Raw genomic sequence first — 23,023 nt, 5'->3', positions numbered from 1 at the left:
TCAAATTGACGTGTCTCATCGGCAGGATATCGCTCTGTTTCCGCCTCCAGAACAGAACCGTATTCAAATCTGTGATTGGCTACGGGAATTCCCGAGTGGTTTGTTCAGCTTTAGGTTGCTACTGGGTCGCGAAGGCGACGCGGAACAGAAAGACGACCTATGAAAATCGCAGATATTGGCAGGTCGGAGTTGGATTTCAGGCAGACCGGGGAGGCGCGCCTTCAGGAGATTTGCCAAAGGTTTGCATTGGAAAATGCGTCTTACGCCCATATCGACAAGCATCACAACGTTGTCCACGGTTGCACCACGTTCCCGGCCGATTGGGTTAGGCATTACGTTGAAAACGACCTGGTTCTGGTCGATCCCCTCATTCGGTTTGGCGCCACTATGATCGCACCGATCGACTGGTCAGTGTTTGACAACCAGGCTGACTACGCAGCGCTTTTTGAGGCAGCCCGAAAATTTGGCGTTGGACGCAACGGTCTTTCCATTCCGGTTATCAACCCCTTCGGGGAGCGGGGCGTATTTACCGTCACGTCCAATGCGCCGCGCCCCGAGTGGGACGCATTGATCACGAGAATGCTCCCTACCCTGCGCCATGAAGCACAGGTTCTGCACTTGCTTGCCCTTGATGTCATTGAAACCGTATTCAACTTTCCCTCGGATTCCCTGTCTGGCGATGAACTAGATGTGTTGAAGATGCTCGCGTCGGGTTTGATACCTTCCGTCATTGCCAGGCAAACGGGCCACGCTTCGCGAACGGTAGAAGTCCTGACTGCTTCGATCACCACCAAGCTAAAGAGCCGGACGATCGAACAGGCGGTTGCCCGGGCAGTCAGTACCGGTTTTCTTAAGTGGAGCGACTTCTTTGCGGACCCGGTAGCTGAAATCGTCGACGCCGAACGACGGATGCTTTGCGGTGGAATTGTGCGTTGGTCAGGCAGATCTCATGAATTGATTTCATTCGAAGAAGGTCGGACGGTGCGGAATCTTGATAGCTTTCAGGCGGTTCGGGTCGCGGACTTGATGAAAGACTTCAATTTGGACGCGGAAAGGATACTGGAGGAACTTGGGTACGACCGGGATCAAAGCGTGCGGATCAGGTATCTCTGAAATTGGCTGGAGATACGCTGCTTTTTTCGAAGAAAGCGCAGATACCCCGGCCTTCAACTAATTTACGGTACATGCGGCCCAAAACCTAAAGCCGCAAACGTAGATGTTCAAAAGTTTGTAGCTGATCTCTTGCGGAAATAGCCAGCGATCATGGTTCGTCAAAAACCAGTCTCGGAGTACCGTCTTTTTCTAGCGCGACAAATACGAAATCTGCATCCGTCACTTTCTCAGCATTGCCAGAGTATCTTGGTCGTGCCCAGGCATCTACGTGAATTCGCATCGAAGTTCGCCCGACAGCCCGTAATGTAGCATAGAGGGTCACTTCGTCCCCCACTTTTACCGGTCTAAGAAATTTCATAGCTTCGACGGCGACTGTGGCACCGCGCCCCTGCGATACGCGACCCGCCATGTTGCCCGCCGCAAGATCCATCTGGGACATGAGCCATCCTCCAAAAATATCACCCGACGGATTGGTGTCCGCGGGCATGGCTATAGTGCGAATGACCAGCACGCCTTCGTCTTGTTGCCTGCCGTGCGAAGCAAGTTCCAACCCACGCGCCAGGTTAGCGTCAACATCATCTGTCATATCAAACTTTTCCTATAACTATACGGCAAATACTCCGCATTCGAACCATACGACTTGGCGCCAATCCCGCGCTCGTCGGGTTCATCGCCAGGTCAGCCGAAGTGACATTGTCGTTTAGCCGACGACGTGTTTTCCATAATACATCGGTCCGCCCCTGTGACGCGGAAAGCCGTAGCCATTGACAAAGACTACATCGATATCGCCCGGTTTGGCGGCGATACCTTCGGACAAGATGGCTTTTCCCTCGTCATGCAGTGCACGGATACACCGGTCCGTTATCTCTTGAACCGACAAATTACGATGCGCAATCGTCGCCTTTTTTGCAATGTCTCGTATCAGGGTAAGTACAGTGTCGTCCAAATTCATGCTTCCCGCGCCGTAACTGTAAAATCCAGCCTGCGTCTTGCGCCCCTTGCGGTCCATTTCAACAAGGCGATCATGGACCTGAAACGCAAAAGGATGAACCGCCCCGTCTGGCAGCGCCTTGCGCATCAGATAGCCGATATCGATGCCTGACAAATCAAGCACTTCAAATGGCCCCATCGCCATGCCGAACTGCCGCAACGCCGCATCGACTGGCTCGGGTGAGCCGCATTCCAGCATCAGAAGACCCGCCGCGCGCTGATAGGCCTGATACATGCGGTTTCCGATAAAGCCATGGCAAACCCCTGCGATGACGCCGATTTTGCCCAGCTTTTTCATCATCGACGCCAATGTCGCCGTGACCGCCGAATCAGTCTTGTCGGTGCGAATGATCTCGACCAGTTTCATGATCTGCGCAGGGCTGAAGAAATGCAGCCCCGCCATGCGGTCCGGCCGGGATGTGGCGGTGGCGATCTCGTTGATGTCCAGATAGGAGGTGTTGGTGGCCAAGATCGCACCCGGATGGCAGACCTGATCCAGCCGCTTAAAAATCGTCTTCTTGATCGCCATATCCTCAACCGCCGCCTCAATTACCAGATCCGTGGACCCCAGCACATTATAGTCAGTGGTTGGCGTCACCCGCTCCAGAATGGCCCTAACCCGTGCGCCATCCAGCTTGCCGCGTTTGACCGCCTGTTCCAGATTGCTGCGAATACGGGCGATACCGGCCTGCGCGGCACTGTCCGAAATCTCGACTAGGGTGACAGGGATGTCCTGCGCCGCAAAGACCTGCGCGATACCTGCGCCCATGGTTCCGGCACCGATAACCGCGACGCTGCTGATGTCGCCCGCCTGTGACAGATCGAGCCCGTCGACCTTGTAGGTCGCGCGCTCGGCAAAGAAGATATGCCGCAGCGCCGTGGATTGCGGACTTTTGCGCAGCCTGAGCGACAGGGCGCGTTCGGTGTCCAGCCCGGCCTGAAAATCGGGACCAGTGGCCGCCTGAACCGCGTCGATCACCGCCAGCGGCGCATCCAGCCCGCGTTTGCGCCTGCCGCACATGGTCCGCCACCGATCAAACACATCCGCGTCAAAACTGTTAGCGGCAATCGGGCGGTTCAGCTTGACCGGTGCCGGATCGACCTCAAGCAGAGTGGCCGCAAAGGCCATCGCGTCGGGTTCCAGATCCTCGGCGATCGCATTTATCAACCCGGTTTCCAGCGCTTTTTGCGCCGTAGCGGGCTTGCCCTCGACGGCCATCTCAAGCGCGGGTTCCACGCCGATTAGCCTGGGCAGGCGTTGCGTACCACCCGCACCGGGGACAAAGCCCAGATTGACCTCGGGCAGGCCGAGACGGGCATTCGAAACCGCGACCCGATGCGAGCAGGCCAGCGCAATTTCCAGCCCACCGCCAAGCGCTTGACCATGGATCGCTGCGACGACCGGCTTAGGACAGGATTCAATAAACAACACCAGATCGTTCAGATGCGGCGGCACCGGCGGCTTGCCCAGCTCAGACGCATCCGCGCCTGCCATGAAGGTCCGGCCCGCGCAGATCAGCACGCCAACCGCTACCCGCGGATCGGCGACAATGGCCTCAACTGCATCCCACAAGCCCTGGCGGACCGCTTGCGAAATTGCATTGACCGGCGGGGCATCCACTCGGATCACTCCAACCTGCCCAACCCGTGTCACCGTCACTGCGCTCATGCTTTGTCCTCCGGTTTGTATGATCCTCTGCCGGTATCTCTACCGAAGATCTCACCGAAAAAGGGCATAGAGAGTTCCGATCCCATCCAGACGCAAACCCTATGGGACCGCAAATCACACCCATATCGTTTTGCTATATCCAGCAGTCAAAAATGATATTTTCCTTATTGAACGCCACTCTCTACCTTTCCTGACAATCAGCGATGCCCCCGCTTCAGGCTGGGCCCGAAAACGAACTGAGAGGTTGTCATGACGAATCTGGGATATCTTGTAACCCGCGCCGCCCGCTTCTGGGCCGACCGGATTGCGCTCAAGGATGAACGTGTTGCGCGCAGCTATGCGGAACTGGACGACCGGACAAATCGTCTGGCGACGGCTCTGGCCGGATTGGGCGTCGCCAGGGGCGAGCGGGTTGCAGTATTGGCGTGGAACCGGGTTGAAATCGCGGAAGCCGAAGTGGCGCTGTTGAAGGGCGGCTTTGTCCGTGTTCCGATCAACGCACGGCTGTCAGCGGACGAAGTGGTCCATGTCTGCGATGACAGCCAGGTCAAGGTTCTGATCACGGACGAGGCGCATCTGGAGGCCGCCAAACGTGCGCAAGCCGAACGCGATGGTCTGATCCTGCTGGTCATGGGTGAGAATGGCAGCTACGAAGACGCCCTGTCGCAGGCCGACAGCGCCGGCGTTTGCGTCGAGCTTGATCCCGAAGACATCATGGTGCACCACTACACGTCGGGCTCATCGGGCGTTCTGAAGGCCGCGATGCACACGGCACGCAACCGCCGGGCCATCCTGCGCAAGATCACCTTCCGCTCGCGGCTCTATCCGGATCAGCAGGAAGTTTACCTGCATGTGGGTCCGATCACGCATGTGTCAGGCATGGCCCTGATGCCGCTGCTGGCACAGGGGCACACCAATATCATCCTGTCCCGGTTCGATGTGGACACCTATCTATCGACCCTCGAACGGGAAAAGGTGACCCAGACCTATCTAGTGCCGACCATGATCAACCGTATTCTGGCCGCGCCGAACCGGGATCAGTACGATTTATCGTCGCTCAAACTGCTGCGTTATGGTGCCGCGCCGATCTCGCCCACAAGGCTGCGCGAAGCGGTGGAATTTTTCGGACCGATCCTCAATCAGGGTTACGGCGCGGGCGAGGTATGTTCCTCGGTCACGTTGCTGACCGAGGCCGATCACTTGCTGGCCCTGGAGAGCCGGCCGGAGCTGTTTTCATCCTGCGGCCGGGCATTGTTTGAAACCGAAGTCTCGGTTGTGGACGACGACGGCAACGCGCTGCCGAATGGCGAAGTGGGGGAACTGGTCATTCGTGGCGAGGATGTGATGAAAGGCTATCACAACGCCCCTGAACTGACCGCGCCGGTTCTGAAAAACGGCTATTACCACACCGGAGACATCGCTTATATCGATGACACCGGATATATCTTCATCATCGACCGCAAGAAGGACATGATCGTCACCGGGGGCTTCAACGTCTATCCCAACGAGGTGGAACATGCCCTGTTTGAGCACCCGGATGTATTCGAGGCCTGCGTCGTTGGTGTGCCCGATGGTGATCTGGGCGAGGCGGTCAAGGCCGTTGTGGTCGCTCGTGATGGCAGTCAGCCCGATACCGCCGAACTGATCGCCCATTGCGCCGACAAGCTAGGCAAATTCAAGAAACCGCACTCCGTCGATCTTGTTGAGGAATTGCCAAAGAACGACGCTGGAAAGATCCTGCGCCGACAGGTGCGCGACGGGTATTGGGCCAACTCGGATCGGAAGGTGTGACCATGATTCAGGGACTAAATCGCGCGACGTCGGGCCTTGAGAGCCAAGCCTTTGCCGACCTGCGGTCGAAAGTGAACAATCTGCTCTATGATGAAATGATCCCGTTTGAACAGGTGCATGGTCTAACCCACGAAACCCGGTTCGAACGGGCGCAGCTGGAAGAATGGTGGAAACGCTCACGCGAGTTGGGCATCTATGGCTGCAACCTGCCCGAAGAGTTTGGCGGGCTGGGCCTGTCCATCGATCAACTATGCACGCTCAAGACCGACTGCACGCGGTCGAACGCGGCGCTCTATGGGTGTGTGCTGGGTGAAAACGGCGGGCCGATGCGGATCGGGTACATCATCACCCGCGCAACTGATGAGCAGAATGAAGAGTTCTTCTATCCCGCCGCGCGCGGTGAACGCGCCGGATGTTTTGCGCTGAGCGAGCCCAATGCGGGATCGGATGCGATGCGGATTGAAACCAGTGCCGTCAAGGATGGCGACGACTACATCATCAACGGGCACAAACGCTATATCACCGCGTCGCGCACCGCGGATTTTGCCATCGTTATGTGTGTGACTGACCCGGAAGCGGGGGCAGGCGGCGTAACCGCGTTTCTGATTGATGCGGCCTCGCCCGGGTATCGGGTCGAAGGGCATTACCTGCCGATGTCCGGTCAGCATATCGACAATGACATCATTCTGGAAAATGTCCGGGTGCCTGCGCGCAATATCCTTGGAGGATTGGGCAACGGGTTCAAGCTGGGGATGGAGCGGATCAACATCAACCGTCTTCTGCAATGCCCCACCATGCTGGGCCATGCGCAGTTTGCTCTGGAACAGACGGTGGATTATGCCAACCGGCGGGTACAGTTTAAACAACCCATCGCCAACTTTCAGGCGATCCAGCACATGCTGGCCGATATGAAAACCGCGAATTTTGCGGCTCATTCGATGATCCACGCCGCCGCCGCCAAGGCTGATCGTGGCGAGAACATTCGGACCGAGGCGGCCATGTGCAAGGTCTTTGTCGCCGAAAACGCCTTTCAGGTGGCTGACAAGGCCATCCAGATCCATGGCGCGACCGGAATGACCAAGAACCACCCAGTCGAGTGGGTGTTCCGTCGCCTGCGCATGTTCCGCGTATTGACCGGCAGTTCTGAAATTCAGCGCAACACCATCGGTAAAGGTATCCAGAAAGAATGGAAACAGGCACATCCGGAGGCGGCGCAATGACGAATGACTGGTCCTTCCTGAACGGCATGCGCATCATAGACCTGTCGCGCCTGCTGCCGGGTCCCTTTGCCACGCAGTCGCTGGCCGATCTGGGCGCCGAGGTCATCAAGATTGAAGAGCCCAAACATGGTGATCCGGGCCGCCGTCTTGGCAAGGACATGTTCGCGCGCCTGAACCGGAACAAGAAATCCCTGACACTGGATCTGAAATCCGATGAGGGCAAAGCGGTGCTGACCGACCTTCTGAAAGACGCGGATGCGGTGATCGAAAGCTTTCGCCCCGGCGTGATGGACCGTCTGGGTTTCGGGTACGAGGACGTCCGCGCGCTGAACCCGGCGATCGTGTATTGCTCGTTGTCCGGGTTTGGTCAAACCGGCCCTTACCGCCATCGCGCGGGTCATGACATCGATTTCCTTGCGCTGTCAGGCTACTTCGCGGTGCCCAGTCAGGTGAAGGACAAGCTGGCCCGTCCGAAAGTACGCCTGTCGGATTATGCGGGTGCGATGTATGGCGCGCTGTCTTTGGCGGTGGCTATGGGCTCGGCCAAGATGAGCGGTCAGGGCCAATACTTGGACGTTGCCATCACCGATGCGATGGTAAACTGGTCCGCGCCTTTGGTGCGCATCGCGCATGAGCTTTGCGAGGGTGATCCGGACAGAATGTCCTTTGTCATGCCCGACAACGACATCTTTGAAACCCGCGACGGTGGACACATCGCCATTGGTCTCTTTGAAAACAAGTTCTGGGTGCAGCTGGCGGTGTTGATGGAGGCAGATTTCCCACAACTCGGCCGCCCCGAATATGCCACCAACGAATTGCGTAACCAGCGCAAGCACGAGGTGCATGCGATGATGTCCGAAATGTTCGCTTCTAAAACCCTGGCCGAGTGGGAGGCGCTGTTCCGCCCCACCGATCTGCCTTGGGCGGTCGTCTATCAGGACATGCGCCTGTTCGACGATCCGCACCTGCAGGATCGCGGCATGTTCGGAGAGCTGGGCGAAGGTGAAAACAAGAGCTTTCAGGCCGGGTACCCGACCAAGTTTTCGGCCGGTCTGAACGAGTTCAACCGCCCGCCGCCTGCTAAAGGTCAGGACACTGATGAGATTCTGCGTGGGCTGGGCCATGACGATGCCGCCATTCTGGCAATGCGCGATGCAGGGGTGATCTGATGGCCGAGGCTTTTATCTGTGACGCGATCCGCACGCCAATCGGGCGCTACGGCGGAGGGCTGTCCTCAGTTCGTGCCGACGATCTGGGGGCTGTTCCCCTGCGGACCTTGATGGCGCGCAATACGCAAGTGGATTGGGCGGCGGTCGATGATGTTCTGTTCGGTTGCGCCAATCAGGCGGGCGAGGACAACCGCAACGTGGCACGCATGTCGTCCCTGCTGGCCGGATTGCCAGATACAGTGTCAGGAACCACGCTGAACCGGTTGTGCGGGTCAGGTCTGGACGCGGTCAGCTATGGTGCCCGCGCGATCCGGGCCGGGGATGCCGACCTGATCATCGCAGGCGGCGTCGAAAGCATGAGCCGCGCGCCCTTTGTGGTGCCAAAGGCAAGCACTGCCTATTCCCGAGCGGCAGAAATCCACGATACGACCATTGGCTGGCGCTTTGTAAACGCGCAGATGAAATCGCAATTCGGTGTCGACTCGATGCCCGAGACAGCTGAAAACGTAGCGGAAGAATTCGGGATCAGCCGGGCAGATCAGGATGCCTTCGCCCTTCGCTCACAACAGCGCGCAGCGGCGGCGCAGAAGGCGGGCGTATTCGCGGAAGAGATCACATCCGTGACCATACCTCGCCGCAAAGGCGATCCGATGGTCATTGACGCCGATGAACATCCCCGGCCGGAAACCACGCTTGAAGGGTTGGCCAAACTGCGCGCACCGTTTCGTGAGGGCGGATCGGTGACTGCGGGAAACGCCTCGGGCGTAAATGACGGTGCCGCGGCGCTGATCATTGCCAGTGAAGATGCCGCAAAACGTCATGGCCTGACGCCGCGCGCCCGGATCGTTTGCGCGGCTACGGCCGGGGTCGCACCCCGGATTATGGGCTTTGGTCCGGCGCCAGCAACACAGAAGCTACTGGCGCGCGCAGGAATGAATATAAGCCAGATCGATATTGTAGAACTTAACGAAGCTTTTGCAGCACAGGCTTTGGCCGTGACAAGGGCGCTGGGGCTGCCCGATGATTCCCCAAAGGTGAATCCCAACGGAGGCGCGATTGCACTGGGTCACCCTTTGGGCATGTCGGGGGCGAGACTGGCTTTGACGGCGACAAGCCAACTGAAACGAGAGGGAGGAACCCGAGCGATCTGCACCATGTGCATTGGCGTCGGTCAGGGAATTTCACTTTTGCTGGAAAGAGTTTAGCCGAGGGGCAGATGAGCCCCGGGCGTTGGAGGGACCATGAAATCTTCCAATAGGATTTTCCGATGGAGGAAATCGCAAGATAGTATTTCCTGAATGGCCCGTATCAGCGATAGCCTCTGAGAATGGAACAATAGTCGCTGGTGCAATGCCACGTACTCGATGGGAGGAGAACCATGACAAAACTAGGATGGATGAAAAGCCTGGCCGCTGGTGCGGCATTGGCCGTGGCAGGAACAATGGCCCAGGCCGACAGTTTCCCCGAGCGCCCGATCGATATGATCGTAGGTTTCAAGGCCGGTGGTGGCACCGACACCTATGCCCGTGCGCTGGCCAGCGCGGCTGAGGCGCATACCGGCGGACAGCCCGTGGTTGTTGTCAATAAGCCTGGTGGCGGTGGCCTTGTCGGTGGCCGTTTCGTGGCGGACCAACCTCCCACCGGCTATACCCTGTATCTGGCCTCGGCAGGCTCGATGGTTCTGAAGAACCTGATCAAGCCGCAGGTTGTTTCGACCGACGACTTCAAGATGGTTGGCACTATCGGCGAACTGACCGCCGGTATCTTCGTTCCCGCGGGATCGCCTATCCAATCGCTGGACGAGTTGCTCGAAGCAGGCAAATCCTCAGACACTGCGTTGCGTTGGGGCCATACTGGTCGCGGCAATGTCTGGCATATGGCGGGTCTCGGCGTTCTCAACCCCAACGACGTCAAAGCCAAGGACGTCCCGTTCAAAGGTGGTTCGGGCGTGCGTGCGGCACTGGCCAGTTCTGAAGTTGATTTCGGGGTCATGGGCGCGCATCTGGGTCGTGGTTTCGAAGACGAAGTTCGTCTGTTGGCGGTTCTGTCAAACGATCCGCACCCGGCAGCTCCGGATGCACCGACCGCCAAGTCCCTGGGCATCGACTTCATCCCGGTCTCGTCGCAGATGATCGTGATGGCACCGGCCCGCACCCCCGATGAGGTCGTAGCGCAACTGTCCGACGCGATTGTCGCGATCACTCAGGACGCAGCCTATCTTGACACGCTGAACACCGCCGGTCTGCCGACCGCAAGCGTCAATGGTATAGATACTGCCGCAAATATTGATGTGTCCAAGGTTGAATGGGGCAAGCTCCTGGAAGGTCTGGAATGACCCAGAACGTGGATATCAACATGGCGCGCAAAACTGCGCGCCACAACATTGTGGCAGGGGCCGCGCTGGCCGCGCTGGCCGCCTTCTTTTTCTGGAAATCCTTCAACATCTCGCTGGATTTTGTTGACGAAGAAGGTGTCGGGCCCCGGTTCTTTCCACAGGCGATCTGTGTGGCGCTTGGGCTGGTTGGTTTGACCCTGATTGTTTTTGGTGCCCGTGGCCAGACCGCCCCGGCAGACAAAAGCAGCTTTGAGGCGAAACGCTTTTTTTCTGACGCCGTGCCACTGTTCCTGCTGGGGCTGGCCTTTGTCTGGATGTTCGGCGCGTTCGGTTACGTTGTCGCCTGTTTCGTAACGCTGTTCTGTGCGGCGCTGCTTTTTGCCGTGCGCCTCCCGGCCCTGATCCTGCTGCCGGTGATCGGGACAGCCGTGCTGTATCTGCTGTTTTTCAAGCTGATGACAGTGTTCGAACCAGCCGCCACCATCTTCAACCCCCTGTCCCTGATCGGGCTGAAGTGAGGAATGTGACATGGAACTTCTGAACGGTTTCTACACCATTTTCACCACACCCGAGACATTGATGTTCGTGGTGCTGGGCTCGATCCTTGGTGTGATCGTCGGCGCGGTGCCGGGTCTGACGGCCTCGGCTGCGATCGCGATGCTGGTGCCTATCACTTATTACATCGATCCTCTGTCAGCGCTGGCTTTCCTTTATGTCATCGGCAAGGCAGGGCGGTTCGGCGGGTCCATTTCGGCCATCCTGTTCAATACTCCGGGAACAACGGCCGCAGCTGCAACGGTGATCGACGGGCACGCGCTGACCAAGAAGGGTCAGGCAGGCAAAGCGCTCAAGACCGCGACAACCGCGTCGGTCATTGGCGACTATGTCGGTGAGTTCATGCTGATCTTCGGTGCGCTGACCATCGCACAGCTGACCCGCGAACTGGGACCCCCGGATTACTTTGCGATCTATGTCTGCGCCTTCCTGATTATCGGTTCGGTGATCTCGGATTCCGTCCTCAAGGGCATCGCTTCGACCCTGTTTGGCGCAACGCTGGCGATGATCGGACTCGATCCGATCACATCCGAGCCGCGGTACAGCTTCGGCATGGTCGAGCTGTATAACGGCTTCTCGCTGGTGCCCCTGCTGATCGGCATGTTCGTGATTTCCGAGGTGTTTGCGCAGGTTCAAGCCGCGCGGTCCGGTCAGGCGCATCATGACGAAATCGCGGCCCGCAAGCCCGAGGATGACCAGCTTAGCTGGGCCGAAATCAAACGCTGCCTGCCCTTTATCGGGCGCGGATCGTTCATCGGCGCGCTGGTGGGCCTGATCCCCGGCGTCGGCTCGGCGGTGGCCTGTTTCGTGGCATATGGCTCGTCAAAGGCGAAAGCCAAGAACAAGGACGAATGGGGCAAAGGCGCCATCGAGGGCGTGGCTGCGCCCGAGGCCGCCAACAACGCGGTATCCGGCCCGTCGATGATCCCGTTGCTGGCGCTTGGCGTTCCGGGTTCGACCATTGCCGCGATGCTGATGGGTGTGTTCCTGATCCATGGTATTCAGGTTGGTCCGAAAATCTTCGAGACCTCGGGCGACATCGTCTATGGCCTGTTTGCCGCCGGTCTGATCGGTATCGCGCTTTATGGTCTGATCGGCTGGTTCCTGGGGCCTGTCATTGGCCGGGTTATCGACAAGGTGCCGCAGCAGTTGATCTACCCGACCATCCTGGCAGTGGCCTTGATCTCGGCCTACACCGCGCGGTCGTCGATGTTCGACGTGCTGGTGGCCTGCATCTTTGGTCTGATCGGATACTTCATGCGGACGCTGAACTTCAGCCCTGCTGCGGCGATCATCGCCTTTGTGCTGGCCCCCGGTGCCGAACAGGCATTGCGCCAGTCGGTGTTGCTGACCGACGACGGGTTCGGCATCTTCCTGCATCGCCCGGTCGCGCTGATCTTCTTTGCCATCCCCGTGATCGCAATCGGTATCCGCATCATCGGACGGATGCGCGCCCGCAAGGCCGCTCCCGCCGAATTGCAAACCTAACAAACCCCTGCCCGAGCGCCTGACCGGCGCTCGGGCACACCAACAGGGATTCTGAAAATATGCTGGACGACACCGCATCCAATCTGCGGCAGTATCTGAACGCCCTGCGCACCGATGGCTTTGGCGGCGACATTGCCGAGGACGAAGCCGCGCGGCTGGTCGGGGCGACCGACAATAGCATCTATCACATCGCGCCTCAGGCGATCCTGTTCCCCCGGGATGCCGCCGACGTGGCCAAGGCCGCAGCGCTTGCGGATCGATTTGGCATCGCGCTGACCGCGCGCGGCGGCGGAACCGGCACCAACGGCCAGTCGCTGAATGACGGTGTGGTGATCGACATGTCACGGCATATGACCGACATTTTGTCCCTGGACACGGATGCGGGCACCGTCACGGTTGAACCGGGCGTTGTGCTGGACCAGCTCAACGCATATCTCAGACCGCAGGGCTATTTCTTTGCCCCTACGGTTTCCACATCGTCGCGGGCAACGGTGGGCGGCATGTTCGCCACTGATGCCAGCGGCAAGGGCAGTCGGATTTATGGCCGCATGTCGGACCATGTTCTGAGCGCCGATATCATTCTGGCCAATGGGCAGAGTGCCACGGTCACCACACACGCAACTTCGGATGCCGAACTGGAGCGTTCCGGCAAGGCCATCCGACGTGATCTGAACACCCACGCCCAAGAGATCGCCCACCGCTTTCCCGCCATGAACAGGGGCTTGACCGGCTATAACCTGGACGAGGCGCGGACGGGCGCGGGCGATCTCAACTATATCAAACTGTTGGCAGGCTCAGAGGGCACGCTGGCCCTGACCACCCGACTGACGTTGCGTATCACGCCGATCCCAAAAACTCGCGCCCTGACTGTGCTGGCCTATGACGATTGCGTGGCGGCGCTGGACCACGTCCCCTATCTGGCCGACGCCGAACCCGCTGCTATCGAGTTTCTTGACGATAAGATTCTTGCGCTGGCTGCTGCTTCTCCGATGTGGAGCGAGGTGGAAAATGTTCTGGGCCAGGTCGGCGAAGCAGGTGGGTTCCTGTTCGTCGAATTCACCGGCGACAACGAGGACGAGGTGCTAGCCGGTCAGGACCGCCTGGCGCACATTCTGGAAAAGAACCACATCCCCCTGACCGCGCAGGTTACAACCGCCGCGCCTGCCGAGATGTCGGCACTGTGGGAGATGCGCAAACGCTCGGTCGGCTTGCTGGCTGCGGTGGAAACCAGCCGCATCGGCCTGCCCTTTGTCGAGGACGCTGCCGTGCCGCCGGAAAACCTGTCAGCCTTTGTGGCCGAGTTCGGCCAGTTGCTGGATGCACGCGGCCTGACTTACGGCATGTTCGGCCATGCCGATGTGGGATGTGTGCATGTGCGTCCGATGCTGAACATGCGCGATCCGGCGGACCGGGACCAGATTCGCCCGATCTCGGACGCGGTGTCGGCGCTGTGCCAAAAGCATGGAGGCTTGATCTGGGGTGAGCATGGCAAAGGGATGCGGGGCGAATATGTCGAAACATATGTAGGGCCTGACCTTTACGCCGTGATGCGTCGGATCAAGGCAGCCTTCGATCCCAACAACCGGCTGAATCCGGGCAAGCTGGCGACGGCGGCCGACAGTGACATGACGGTGATGAAGCTGGACGCCGTGCCGATGCGTGGAGCGCGCGATGCCCAGATCGACGAAACGGCCCATGCCGATTTCGACCGGGCCATCGCCTGCAACGGCAATGGGGCCTGTCATAACTGGGCGCCCAGCGATCCGATGTGTCCGTCCTACAAGGCCACGCGCGACAAGGTTCAGGCCCCTAAGGGCCGCGCCAGTCTGTTTCGAGAGTGGACGCGGCTGCGTTCGACCGGCGAGGATGCCGCCCCGGTGGAAGAGGCGCTGAAGGACAGTCTGGACACGTGCCTGTCGTGCAAATCCTGCACTGGTCAATGCCCGGTCCGCGTTGATGTCCCAGCAATGAAATCCGCCTTCCTGCATGAATATTTCAAGACCCGCACCCGCCCCGCGCGCGACCATGTGCTGCGCCACGTGGAGCGACTTTCGCTGGCCCTGCGAAAGCTGCCGCGACTGGCCAATCTGCTGGCGGGCAACCCTCTAACGCGCGCTGTGCTGAACCGGGGGTTCGGCCTGGTTGACATCCCCCGCTATTCCGCTTTGTCCGCCGAACAGGCGGTGCAAGACGCCGGGGGCAAACTGGTCTCTCCCAATACGCGCCCGTCGAACTGGGGAGAACGCCCCGTTCTGTTGGCGCTGGACAGTTTCACCGGTGCGTTCGATACCAAAGTGATTGGGCAATCGGCGGCTCTGCTGGGCCGACTGGGATTTACCGTCTGGGCCATTCCACCGGTCGCCAACGGCAAGGCCCGGCAGGTGCGTGGCATGATGGACGCTTTCCAGGCGCAACGCGATCAGACGGTTGCTCTGTTATCACAATTTGGGGCGGATGATCTGCCACTAATCAGCCTTGAACCCGCGGTGACTGACCTGCTGAACAAGGATTACGATCTGGGCGCAGGTCAGGTCCTGTCGCTCGACCGGTTCCTGTCCAACAATCTGCACGCGCTGCCCCGGCTGCCCGACGACGAGGCCGCTCGATTTACCCTGTTCACCCATTGCACCGAAAAAACTGCCGACCCCGCCACCCCCCGACGCTGGCAGTCGGTGTTCCGGCATTTCGGACTGACGCTCGACATCGCCGATACCGGATGCTGCGGCATGGCAGGGTTGTTTGGTCACGAGGCTGAACACCGCGCCATGTCCGGCCAGCTTTTTGACCTGTCCTGGCGTGAACCTCTGGAAACTGCCGGGCTCGGCGCGTTGGCAACCGGTTTTTCCTGCCGGTCCCAGGCCGGACGGTTCGGCGATGCCGAACCCGCACATCCCTGCTCTGCGCTTCTGGCGCGGCTTGAACCGTAACCACTGGAAGAAACGAGGTCCCCATGACCGCCCATAACATGATTGTCCTGATGTCCGATGAACACGCGTCCAACATCATGGGATGCGCTGGACATCCGTTCATCAAGACACCCCATCTGGACCGACTGGCCGCACGGGGTACCCTGTTCGAAAGCGCCTATACCAATGCGCCGATCTGTGTGCCTGCACGCGCCAGCTTTGCAACCGGCAAATACGGCCATCAGACCGGCCATTGGGACAACGCCACACCTTACACCGGCGAGCCGAAATCCTGGGGGCACTACCTGCAGCAGAACGGAAACCCAGTGGGCTCGATCGGCAAACTGCATTACCGCAACGAATCCGACCCCGTGGGGCTGGATTTCCAGCAGATTCCGATGCATCTGGTCAATGGTGTCGGCGACGTGCTGGGCTGCGTTCGCGAGCCGATGCCGCGCCGGTGGAAAGCACGCGATCTGGCGGACAGCGCCGGCGCGGGAGAAACCTCGTACACCACCTATGACCGCAACATCACCGACGCGGCATGCGCGTGGATTGCCGAGCGTGGCAACGAACCGGCAAGCGACAAACCATGGACCGTGTTCATCTCGATGGTCGCGCCCCATTTCCCGCTGACCGCACCGCAGGAATTCTATGACCTCTACAAGGACATGGACCTCAAGCCGACGAAACCCGCGCGCGAGGATGACCACCCTTGGCTCAAGGCACTGCGCCATTGCTTTGTCTATGACAATTTCAACGAGGAACGCACGCAGGCCGCGCTGACCGGTTATTTTGGATTGATCAGCTTCATGGACTACAATGTGGGCCGAATTCTGGATGCGATCGAAGCTGCCGGGCTGAACGACAACACAAATGTCATCTATGTCAGCGACCACGGCGACAACATGGGCGAGCGTGGCATGTGGGGCAAATCCAACATGTATGAAGAGGCCGCCGCCATTCCAATGATCATGGCCGGGCCGGATGTGCCGGGCGGCAAGGTCAGTAAGACGCCAGTGTCATTGGCTGATGTCTTCCCAACGGTGCTGGATTGCGCCGGGCTCAGCGCCGATGACCCCGAACTGCCCGGTCGGTCGCTGTTCCAGATTGCCGCCGAAGAAGATTGCCCGAACCGCGCCGTGTTTTCTGAATATCATGCCGCGGGGGCAATGTCGGGGGCCTTCATGATCCGCAAAGGGCCGTGGAAATACATCTATTACACCGGGCTGAATCCGCAGCTCTTCAACCTCGACACTGACCCTGCTGAGATCAACGATCTGGGCACTGCGCCCGAACACGATGCAATCCGAGCTGAACTACATGCCGAATTGCTCAAGGTCTGCGATCCGGATGCGGTCGATCGCCAGGCCAAAACGGATCAGGCGGCAATCATCGAGAAACATGGCGGGGTCGAGGCGGTGCTGGAACGGGGCGGATTTGGCGCAACGCCTGCCCCCGGCGCAAAAGCTGACTTCGTCGCTTCGAAGGGTGCTATCGCATGACTGTCGGCAACCCCCAAATTCCCACCTGCGCCGGTCCCGATCCGGTCTCCCGCGCGCCACAATTCGCAATGCCGCCACTAGCCTGTGATTGCCATTTCCACGTGTTTGGCCCGCAGGAACAATACTCAATGGTGCCGGACAGATTATACACTCCACCCGAGGCATCCTTAGCATCCTACGAACATCTACTGACCACTCTTGGGTTCGAACGCGCTGTGATCGTCCAGCCCAGCATTTATGGAACCGATAATCGCGCGACACTGGAGGCGGCCGAAGCCGACCGCGAACGATACCGCGCAATCGTGGTCGTCGATGGTGCAGTCACCGAGGAACAATTGCAGCAGATGCACGATCAGGGTGCGCGCGGCGTCCGGGCTAATCTATTGTTCAGCGGCGACAAGGCGATGGCTGAGGTGCGCACCATAGCCGACAGGATCGCGCCATTGGGCTGGCACCTTCAGGTGCTGTTGGACATCAGCACCTTTCCTGACCCTTACGCCTATTTCTCATCCCTGCCGGTACAAACCGTCTTTGATCATATGGGGCACTTTCCGGTGAGCAAAGGGATCGGGACCACGGGGTTTCAGGCACTGCTGGACCTGATGCACGAGGGCAAGGCCTGGTCCAAACTTTCGGGCGCGTATCGGATCACCGGCCAGGCCGCGCCGCAATTTGACGATGTTACGCCCATTGCCCAAGCCCTGATCGCCGCGAACCCGGATCAGGTCGTCTATGGCACCGATTGGCCGCACCCGCATATTCCGGTGGCGATGCCCAATGACGGCGATTTGTTGGATGAACTGGCGCTTTGGGCGCCAGCGGCGGCAACCCGAAACGCAATCCTGACGGACAATCCCGCGCGTCTTTACGGTTTCTGATCCTCGGGCTGCACATGCCGGAACGTGCCCCGGATCACGCCGCTTTCGAATAGTTCGTGGCAGATATCCAGCAATTCCTGCCTGACTGCCCGAGACGCGGCGTTCAGCGGCTGATTGCGCGGCCAGGTCAGGTACACTTCGCGGATCAGATCCGGGTTGACCAGCCGTTTTGCCGAAATCTCTCCGCGACGCCAGAGACCATCGATTGAGGGCCAGGGCAACACTCCGGATGTTACGCCGCTGCGAATGTAGCTGATCCGCAGACGTGCGGACTCGGTCGTCACACGCAGGTTCAGCGTGCGCCCCATCTTTTCCGCGACATCTTCGACAATCTCGCGCACAGCATGCGACTGTTGGCTCAGGACTAGTGGTGTGGAAAACAGCGCTTTGACATCCACGGTCTCATCCCCCGAGCATGGCTTGTCTTCAGATTTCCGGCGGGACGCAAGATACAGCGGTTCTGTATAAAGATGTAAGTATTCAGCCTTGGGGGTTTTGTCGCGGGTCGCCAGAACACCCAAATCCACCCGGCTGTTTTCAATCATCTCTTTTACGTTCAGGGCCAGTTCTTCCATAATCCGAAGCTCGACCTCGGGGTACTTCTCGGCAACTCGTTCCAGCAACAATGGTGCCACGTGAACACCTAGCATCGGCGGCACAACAATCGAGACCTCACCGCGCGGGGTATCGGCCTCTTTCCGAACGTCGTCAGTTGCCTCTTTGATCTGTGCAACGATCTTGCGGGCGTGATGATACAGAACTTCGCCTGCCTTTGTCGGCTTGACCCCACGGGATGATCGCACCAGCAGTTCGGTGGTCAGTTCCTCTTCCAGATTGGCGATATGCTGGCTGAGCGCGGGTTGCGCGATATGAAGGACCCGCGCGGCGCTGGATACGCTGCCCTGATCGACAATTGAAATAAAATACCGAAGCTGGCGGATATTCATCGCGCACCTGAATACAATTCGCAGTCGAGATCACTATATCCCGGCGCACGGCAGAAGAAAATGTGATCGCTTACTGGCGCGCCTCCTGCGCAAACGAGGACCGCATCTGCGCCGCCCAAACCCCGGCAATTCGCGTGATCACCCAGAGAGACCGGAAAGAAACCAGCGGCTGCCCGGAATTGTCGAACCGGTTCACCATGACATCCAGATGCACCTTGCTGGCTTCGAACTGCAGCGGCCTGAGATGTCCCCACTCCGTGTGCCCCCAGTTGTCACCCGCACGGGCGTGGAAATCTTTCAGATAGCTGTCAGGGCTATCCCAGATCTTTACGGTTTCACCTGCCAGGCGAAAATGCGGAAAATGCAGCGTCTCTGATATGGCTGCGGCATCACGAGCATTCAGTGCCTGCACGTGGCGGTGCATCACGTCTTTGGCGGCCGCAACAGCGTCCTCGTACATTGTTTCCTCACTTCCATATCCGCCGCACATGTCTTCGGCATTCGCGTTGATTGAACGATATCCGTGCGGGTTCGGTTCCAAAAATATCTTTTAGATATGATCGCCAGACGAAATTCGGATAGCACGCCGAAAGCCAAAGATTACGACCAGAATATCGTGCATTGCAGCCAATCCAGACCCTAGCGGAAGTGACGTATCGCTATCGACCAATGGGGTAGAGCTTATGATTTTTGATTGCGGCGCCACGTCACTTGAATCCGGAAATTTACGAAATCTTGCTGGTTACTTCGTGCGCAAATTGGACGATACTGATCAGATGCTTCCCAAAGCACAATAAATATGACGCCAAAACCGGAGACTATGGATGTCTGCGAGAATGCCCAAATTTACTTCGCTCAAGCTGTTTGTCGAGGTCATGCAGGCGGGTACCATCGCAAAGGTAGCGGAACAGATGCACCTGACGCCGTCAGCCGCCAGCCGGATGCTGTCGGCATTGGAACGCGATCTGGAATTGAAGCTTTTCCGCCGCGAACGGCAGCGCCTGATCCCGACCGAAGCCGCAGAAACCCTTTTGCCCGAGGCAATTCGCGCACTGAGCGTAATGGACGAGTTACCCCGCATCTCTGACGCGATCCGCGACGGTGCTGCTAGAGAACAATTGGTCCGGATATTAAGTTTCCCACGGCTGGCCGAACAAATCCTGCCGACAGCCATTCAGCGCTATTATCGCGAAACCCGGTCGGAAACCCGTATCAACATCAGCGTCGAGGCTCGCCACAACATAAAGCGGTGGGCAGCATCGCGCTTGTTCGACATCGCTCTGACAACAGTCCCCGTTGTCCATCCGAGCGTTCGTGGTGAACCCATCGTCGATTTTCCCTTGTGTGTGATCCTACCCCGAGACCATGCCTTGTCCGACGAACGTGAAATTCCAGTTCAGGCTCTGGCCGACGAACCACTGTCGATGATTGAAAGTGGGTCTATCTTACGCAAGCGCATCGCACGGGTATTCGATAGCGCCGGCCTGATCCCCAATGTTCGACATGAAAGCGGCAAGGTCGATGTCTCGATCCGTGTCGGATTGGCGGCGGGCAGTCTGTCGATCAACGACGGAATATTCCCCAAGACTTTGCTGGGTCAGAAATTTGTGCTGCGCCGCCTAAAGACGAAGCAATCCGTTCCCGTCGGTTTTGTTGTCCCCCGCGACCGCGAGGTCGAAGGGGCCGCGGCATTCATCAAGGATGCAATCCGGCAAGAGGTTCTGACCTATCGAAAGCATCTGGACAAGGTGCTGGACGCCGATTGACCCCAATACTCAGATCTTTTCCAGACGGACCTCTTTGCCCGGAATGGGAGAGGCCGCAATGGATCCAGCGTTTCTTACCGCGTCGTAACCTCCCAATTCTTCGATCCGGGCAAGCTGGTCTGCTTTGCTGCGTGCATTAAGTTCCTCGGGATTGACCTGCCTGCGTAGCAATGCGGTCAACTCCGCCTCTTTCGGGTGCGTTCCTTCGCCCGCAAGCAAATCATTTGCCTCATCAGGATCCGAGGCCAGATCAAACAGCTGATTACGCATATCGACGTGATAGATCAGCTTCCAATTGTCCTGACGGATCAGGAAGCTGGAATTCACACTGCCCATCGCATGATATTCGGCAAATCCCGACCGCGGGCCCTGCTGTCCCCCGATCACCTTCAACAGAGAACAGCCCGGGAGGTTTCCGCCACTTTCGTTGGGAACGCCGAACAGATCCAGAATGGTCGGGAACAAGTCCACATGGCTGGCAAAATCGGACACGGTCTTGCCCTTGGGCAGGCCGGGGCCTGCCAAAAGCAGGGGAACACCAGCAGAATGCTCATACAGATTGGCCTTACCCAAAATACCGTGGGCGCCAATTGCCTCACCATGATCCGATGTATATGCCATCCGCGTCGTGTCGGTCAGGCCAAGTTCGTCCGCCATGTCGATGACCTTGCCGATTTCGGCGTCGGTCTGGGTAATTAGGGCGCAATATCCCGCATAGGCGTTCCGCATAAAGGTTTCGTCCATGCCCTCAGGTAACTGGTTCATCCACGCTAGATAGGCCATCGCAGGATGGTCATAGCGGTTTGGCACATCCCATGTGGACGGCAAAGGCATGTCTTCGGGCGGATATAGATCCCAGAATTCCTGATCAGCCCGGAACGGCGGGTGCGGACTGGGATATGAGACAATCAAAGCCCAAGGCTCGGGGTTGTCCGCCTTGCTGCGCAACCAATCAAGCGCCCGTTCAGTAACCTGACGGTCATAGATCTGATAGTCGGTCTGGCCCGCCCCCGAGTTTCCGTAAATCGCCTTGTGACCGGCACGGCTTGGCACACCGTCTTCGGTTGCCCGCAATAGCGTCAGTGGAGAACCAACGCCGCCGACCACATGCATGGTGTGGATTTCCTCGGTAAAGCCATTGTCATCTTCTACTGACCGGTAATGCAGTTTTCCAATCGCCGTGACCGATACCTGTGCGTCGCGCAGATGATGGTGCCAAGTCTTGACCGAGCCGTCGTACATTGTCGCATTGTCCCAAAAACCGGTTTGATGCGGGTAGCGACCGGTCGCGATGGCGGCCCGCGCCGGACAACATAATGTCGTGGCAGCGTAAGCGTTTTTGAAATGGACGCCGCGTTTTGCCAGGCTGTCGAGGTTCGGAGTCCGTACGTGAGAATGGCCTGCCACTCCTAAAAAGTTTCGCGCATGATTGTCCGTTACGAACAAGATAAGGTTGCCTGGGCTTGTCATGAGTGATCCTTACTCTGCACTTGATAGGATCATACATATCGTCAATGGCTGACATGGTTCGTGCAAAACAGGAAACAAGTTGTTCGAAATTCTCCCCCCTGCTCAGGTGGTTCTGCTTCGTCCGATCGTGGATGCAAGCATCGAGCGCTGAAATTAGGTTAGATGGCTCGTGTCCGGTTTAGCCGCAACCAGATTTGCGAAGGAGTCAGATGTCAAACCTGGAGTTGATTGAACATAATTTAGCTTATCTGTATCGAGTTTGTACCTTAGCGCGCGCAACCTTCAAGCGCGACTCCTATTAGAAAACAATGAGTTATCTAATGATGAGATTGTGCCATGGGAGCTGTTTACACTCAACTGAGCATTGAGGAACGCCGCAGAATCGAACGCTGGCGACATGCAAAGGTCCCTGTTCGCGAGATGCGCGCGTGCTGAAGGGTAACAACAGTCGCCGGTTCAGCCCGTCCTTGTACAGATCATCGGGATGCCGGTTCGAGGTCGTCACAACCACGACCCCACCCTCATTGGCGTCGAGTGCAGCTGAGTGTCAAATCCCCCTTTAAGTGGTTTCTTCTGTCATTTGTCGCCATCTGTATTCACCTGTGAGGATTATATGCGCCCATCCAGACGGCGAGATGTGTGAGAGGAGATAGGCGGGCGTTTCCAACCCTGCCTTTTTTCGCGCGGCAACCGCGATGCCAAGCTGTTTTGTGTTCCAGTAGATGATAATGGCGGTCAACAGGTTGCCCATGAGGACGGAAATTACACCAGGCCAGACCTCCGACTATCTCGGTTTTGATCTCGTCATGGCAGACAATCTACCTCAGCCGAGCGTACTGCTGGCTGACCGTGGGTACGATGCCGACAGCATTCGCAAATCCATGGATAACCGCAACGTACTGCCAGTCATCCCCATGCGGAAACCACGCAAGAAACGTGTCAGTGTCGACCGGTCGCTCTATCGCCTGCGCAACTTGGTGGAGCGCTGCTTCAACAAGCTGAAGAATGCCCGCCGCGGCGCCAACCGTTATGACAATACCGCAGAAAGTTACCTCGGCTTCATCGACATCACATCAATCCGCCTCTGACCGCGTCATTTGTCAACATGACCTAGGCATGGCTTTGCGCTTGAGCCTCCATCGCGGCCAGAACCGCGTCGATGGGTTGGATCGCGCCATGTTGGAGATACTCCATGGCCTTGAGTGATGCCTGATGCGCCTC

At 58.3% G+C, this 23,023-nt stretch carries 17 protein-coding genes and 4 pseudogenes; 14 read left to right on the top strand and 7 right to left on the bottom strand.

What is annotated here, in order from left to right; all coding sequences use genetic code 11:
* The first annotated feature begins 159 nt into the window (after positions 1-159).
* Positions 160-1,113 (top strand): autoinducer binding domain-containing protein, encoded by a 954-nt coding sequence (locus ABLN94_RS21480; protein ID WP_352996291.1) that lies wholly within the window; start codon positions 160-162, stop codon positions 1,111-1,113.
* Positions 1,114-1,261: 148 nt separating this feature from the next.
* Here the strand turns inward: ABLN94_RS21480 and ABLN94_RS21475 are convergent, their stop codons facing one another.
* Together ABLN94_RS21475 and ABLN94_RS21470 are read right to left on the bottom strand one after the other, a co-directional pair.
* The gene (locus ABLN94_RS21475) at positions 1,262-1,699 is read right to left on the bottom strand and encodes an acyl-CoA thioesterase (RefSeq protein WP_417750539.1); all 438 of its coding nucleotides are present in this window, start codon (positions 1,697-1,699) and stop codon (positions 1,262-1,264) included.
* Positions 1,700-1,813: 114 nt separating this feature from the next.
* On the bottom strand, positions 1,814-3,772 hold the full coding sequence (locus ABLN94_RS21470) for a 3-hydroxyacyl-CoA dehydrogenase NAD-binding domain-containing protein (RefSeq protein WP_352996289.1): 1,959 nt from the start codon (positions 3,770-3,772) through the stop codon (positions 1,814-1,816).
* 249 nt (positions 3,773-4,021) lie between these two features.
* Between ABLN94_RS21470 and ABLN94_RS21465 the strand changes: the two genes are divergently transcribed.
* The 10 genes from ABLN94_RS21465 to ABLN94_RS21420 all read left to right on the top strand — a co-directional run bounded on the left by ABLN94_RS21465 (position 4,022) and on the right by ABLN94_RS21420 (position 17,619).
* Positions 4,022-5,563, top strand: a complete 1,542-nt coding sequence (locus ABLN94_RS21465; protein ID WP_352996288.1) for a class I adenylate-forming enzyme family protein — start codon at positions 4,022-4,024, stop codon at positions 5,561-5,563.
* A gap of 2 nt (positions 5,564-5,565) precedes the next feature.
* Positions 5,566-6,783, top strand: coding sequence for an acyl-CoA dehydrogenase family protein (locus tag ABLN94_RS21460; RefSeq protein ID WP_352996286.1), 1,218 nt, complete (start codon positions 5,566-5,568; stop codon positions 6,781-6,783).
* Positions 6,780-7,952, top strand: a complete 1,173-nt coding sequence (locus ABLN94_RS21455) for a CaiB/BaiF CoA transferase family protein (RefSeq protein WP_352996284.1) — start codon at positions 6,780-6,782, stop codon at positions 7,950-7,952. The genes ABLN94_RS21460 and ABLN94_RS21455 overlap by 4 nt, the downstream gene beginning before the upstream one ends.
* Positions 7,952-9,157 carry a 3-oxoadipyl-CoA thiolase gene (gene pcaF / locus ABLN94_RS21450; RefSeq protein ID WP_352996282.1) on the top strand — a complete coding sequence of 402 codons (1,206 nt, stop codon included), beginning with the start codon at positions 7,952-7,954 and terminating at the stop codon, positions 9,155-9,157. Before ABLN94_RS21455 ends, pcaF begins: the two co-directional genes overlap by 1 nt.
* A 173-nt stretch (positions 9,158-9,330) precedes the next feature.
* A complete protein-coding gene (locus ABLN94_RS21445) occupies positions 9,331-10,287 on the top strand; it encodes a tripartite tricarboxylate transporter substrate binding protein (protein WP_352996280.1) in 957 nt (318 codons plus the stop codon).
* Positions 10,284-10,805, top strand: a complete 522-nt coding sequence (locus ABLN94_RS21440) for a tripartite tricarboxylate transporter TctB family protein (RefSeq protein ID WP_352996278.1) — start codon at positions 10,284-10,286, stop codon at positions 10,803-10,805. The genes ABLN94_RS21445 and ABLN94_RS21440 overlap by 4 nt, the downstream gene beginning before the upstream one ends.
* Positions 10,806-10,815: 10 nt before the next feature.
* On the top strand, positions 10,816-12,330 hold the full coding sequence (locus ABLN94_RS21435) for a tripartite tricarboxylate transporter permease (RefSeq protein ID WP_352996277.1): 1,515 nt from the start codon (positions 10,816-10,818) through the stop codon (positions 12,328-12,330).
* Positions 12,331-12,389: 59 nt separating this feature from the next.
* Positions 12,390-15,257 carry an FAD-binding and (Fe-S)-binding domain-containing protein gene (locus tag ABLN94_RS21430; RefSeq protein ID WP_352996275.1) on the top strand — a complete coding sequence of 956 codons (2,868 nt, stop codon included), beginning with the start codon at positions 12,390-12,392 and terminating at the stop codon, positions 15,255-15,257.
* A 23-nt stretch (positions 15,258-15,280) separates the two neighbouring features.
* On the top strand, positions 15,281-16,741 hold the full coding sequence (locus ABLN94_RS21425; RefSeq protein WP_352996273.1) for a sulfatase-like hydrolase/transferase: 1,461 nt from the start codon (positions 15,281-15,283) through the stop codon (positions 16,739-16,741).
* Entirely contained in the window at positions 16,738-17,619 is an 882-nt protein-coding gene (locus ABLN94_RS21420; RefSeq protein WP_352996271.1) for an amidohydrolase family protein, read from the top strand. The genes ABLN94_RS21425 and ABLN94_RS21420 overlap by 4 nt, the downstream gene beginning before the upstream one ends.
* Here ABLN94_RS21420 and ABLN94_RS21415 read toward each other — a convergent pair.
* Both ABLN94_RS21415 and ABLN94_RS21410 read right to left on the bottom strand, forming a co-directional pair.
* Positions 17,607-18,566 (bottom strand): LysR family transcriptional regulator, encoded by a 960-nt coding sequence (locus ABLN94_RS21415; protein ID WP_352996269.1) that lies wholly within the window; start codon positions 18,564-18,566, stop codon positions 17,607-17,609. The two genes, ABLN94_RS21420 and ABLN94_RS21415, sit on opposite strands and share 13 nt — an antisense overlap.
* A gap of 70 nt (positions 18,567-18,636) precedes the next feature.
* Complete coding sequence (locus ABLN94_RS21410; RefSeq protein ID WP_352996267.1) at positions 18,637-19,026, bottom strand: hypothetical protein; 390 nt, start codon at positions 19,024-19,026, stop codon at positions 18,637-18,639.
* A gap of 376 nt (positions 19,027-19,402) precedes the next feature.
* On the opposite strand from ABLN94_RS21410, the gene ABLN94_RS21405 reads away from it, so the two are divergent.
* The gene (locus ABLN94_RS21405) at positions 19,403-20,332 is read left to right on the top strand and encodes a LysR family transcriptional regulator (protein WP_352996265.1); all 930 of its coding nucleotides are present in this window, start codon (positions 19,403-19,405) and stop codon (positions 20,330-20,332) included.
* Between the two features lie 9 nt (positions 20,333-20,341).
* On the opposite strand, the gene ABLN94_RS21400 is transcribed toward ABLN94_RS21405, so the two are convergent.
* Complete coding sequence (locus ABLN94_RS21400; RefSeq protein WP_352996263.1) at positions 20,342-21,802, bottom strand: sulfatase-like hydrolase/transferase; 1,461 nt, start codon at positions 21,800-21,802, stop codon at positions 20,342-20,344.
* A gap of 336 nt (positions 21,803-22,138) precedes the next feature.
* Here ABLN94_RS21400 and ABLN94_RS24765 point away from each other — a divergent pair.
* A pseudogene (locus tag ABLN94_RS24765) lies at positions 22,139-22,225 on the top strand (helix-turn-helix domain-containing protein); the annotation flags it as partial.
* A gap of 10 nt (positions 22,226-22,235) precedes the next feature.
* Here ABLN94_RS24765 and zapE read toward each other — a convergent pair.
* Positions 22,236-22,322 (bottom strand): annotated as a pseudogene (gene zapE, locus ABLN94_RS21395) (AFG1/ZapE family ATPase); the annotation flags it as partial.
* 39 nt (positions 22,323-22,361) lie between these two features.
* A pseudogene (locus tag ABLN94_RS21390) lies at positions 22,362-22,547 on the bottom strand (Tn3 family transposase); the annotation flags it as partial.
* Here ABLN94_RS21390 and ABLN94_RS21385 point away from each other — a divergent pair.
* Positions 22,546-22,890 (top strand): annotated as a pseudogene (locus tag ABLN94_RS21385) (transposase); the annotation flags it as partial. The pseudogenes ABLN94_RS21390 and ABLN94_RS21385 sit on opposite strands and share 2 nt — an antisense overlap.
* Positions 22,891-23,023 lie beyond the last annotated feature (133 nt).

The organism is Ruegeria sp. SCP11 (assembly GCF_040329455.1).
GTDB lineage: Bacteria > Pseudomonadota > Alphaproteobacteria > Rhodobacterales > Rhodobacteraceae > Ruegeria > Ruegeria atlantica_E.
This window is presented reverse-complemented; position numbering and strand designations above follow the sequence as displayed.

Bases quoted from the DNA above. Each gene is read 5' to 3' on its own strand.
- ABLN94_RS21480 (WP_352996291.1), top strand. From the start codon at position 160: ATGAAAATCGCAGATATTGGCAGGTCGGAGTTGGATTTCAGGCAGACC.
- ABLN94_RS21475 (WP_417750539.1), bottom strand. From the start codon at position 1,699: ATGACAGATGATGTTGACGCTAACCTGGCGCGTGGGTTGGAACTTGCT.
- ABLN94_RS21470 (WP_352996289.1), bottom strand. From the start codon at position 3,772: ATGAGCGCAGTGACGGTGACACGGGTTGGGCAGGTTGGAGTGATCCGA.
- ABLN94_RS21465 (WP_352996288.1), top strand. From the start codon at position 4,022: ATGACGAATCTGGGATATCTTGTAACCCGCGCCGCCCGCTTCTGGGCC.
- ABLN94_RS21460 (WP_352996286.1), top strand. From the start codon at position 5,566: ATGATTCAGGGACTAAATCGCGCGACGTCGGGCCTTGAGAGCCAAGCC.
- ABLN94_RS21455 (WP_352996284.1), top strand. From the start codon at position 6,780: ATGACGAATGACTGGTCCTTCCTGAACGGCATGCGCATCATAGACCTG.
- pcaF (WP_352996282.1), top strand. From the start codon at position 7,952: ATGGCCGAGGCTTTTATCTGTGACGCGATCCGCACGCCAATCGGGCGC.
- ABLN94_RS21445 (WP_352996280.1), top strand. From the start codon at position 9,331: ATGACAAAACTAGGATGGATGAAAAGCCTGGCCGCTGGTGCGGCATTG.
- ABLN94_RS21440 (WP_352996278.1), top strand. From the start codon at position 10,284: ATGACCCAGAACGTGGATATCAACATGGCGCGCAAAACTGCGCGCCAC.
- ABLN94_RS21435 (WP_352996277.1), top strand. From the start codon at position 10,816: ATGGAACTTCTGAACGGTTTCTACACCATTTTCACCACACCCGAGACA.
- ABLN94_RS21430 (WP_352996275.1), top strand. From the start codon at position 12,390: ATGCTGGACGACACCGCATCCAATCTGCGGCAGTATCTGAACGCCCTG.
- ABLN94_RS21425 (WP_352996273.1), top strand. From the start codon at position 15,281: ATGACCGCCCATAACATGATTGTCCTGATGTCCGATGAACACGCGTCC.
- ABLN94_RS21420 (WP_352996271.1), top strand. From the start codon at position 16,738: ATGACTGTCGGCAACCCCCAAATTCCCACCTGCGCCGGTCCCGATCCG.
- ABLN94_RS21415 (WP_352996269.1), bottom strand. From the start codon at position 18,566: ATGAATATCCGCCAGCTTCGGTATTTTATTTCAATTGTCGATCAGGGC.
- ABLN94_RS21410 (WP_352996267.1), bottom strand. From the start codon at position 19,026: ATGTACGAGGACGCTGTTGCGGCCGCCAAAGACGTGATGCACCGCCAC.
- ABLN94_RS21405 (WP_352996265.1), top strand. From the start codon at position 19,403: ATGCCCAAATTTACTTCGCTCAAGCTGTTTGTCGAGGTCATGCAGGCG.
- ABLN94_RS21400 (WP_352996263.1), bottom strand. From the start codon at position 21,802: ATGACAAGCCCAGGCAACCTTATCTTGTTCGTAACGGACAATCATGCG.